Here is a 593-nt window from a genome sequence, read left to right as displayed (position 1 = left end):
CCACGACGGACAGGGCGATCATCACGAACAGCACCAGGAATCAGGATCGCGGGGCCCACGGGGGCCTCCGAGCGGGGACGGTCCGCGGCGGCGCGCGGCCGCTGGGCCTCGGCGGGGTCCAGCCGGAGCTGTTCGTCGATGGCCTCGACCCCCTGGGTGATCCCTCGCTCGTAGAAGCCCTCGCGGAACGAGGGCAGGATCCGGTCGTGGACGATCAGGGCCGAGAGGGCGTCGGTCAGGATCGGTTCCAGGCCGTAGCCGACCTCGATCCTCACCTTGCGCTCATTGGGGGCGACGATCAGCAGGACGCCGTTGTTCTTGCCCTCCTGGCCGATCCCCCAGGCGCGGCCCAGGCGGTAGCCGTAGTCCTCGATCTCATAACCCTGCAGATCGGGCACGGTGACGACGACCAACTGGTCGGTGGTGTCCCGCTCCAGGGCCTCCAGCCGGGTCGTCAGCGCGGCCTCGGCGTCCGCCGACAGCAGATTGGCCTGGTCCACGACCCGGCCGCTCAGGGCCGGAAAGGTCTGCGCCATCACGGGCGTCGCCGCCAGCCACGCCGGCGGTCAGCAGGACGGCGATCAGGACCGCCC

1 protein-coding gene is annotated in these 593 nt (G+C 71.0%); it reads right to left on the bottom strand.

The window, feature by feature from the left end:
* Positions 1 to 536, bottom strand: a 536-nt coding sequence (locus AC2W7C_RS18790; RefSeq protein ID WP_486002695.1) for a TPM domain-containing protein, incomplete at its 3' end; no start/stop codon positions are given.
* Positions 537 to 593 lie beyond the last annotated feature (57 nt).

Source organism: Brevundimonas sp. CURTG3B2_SDJG, assembly GCF_057364705.1.
This window is presented reverse-complemented; position numbering and strand designations above follow the sequence as displayed.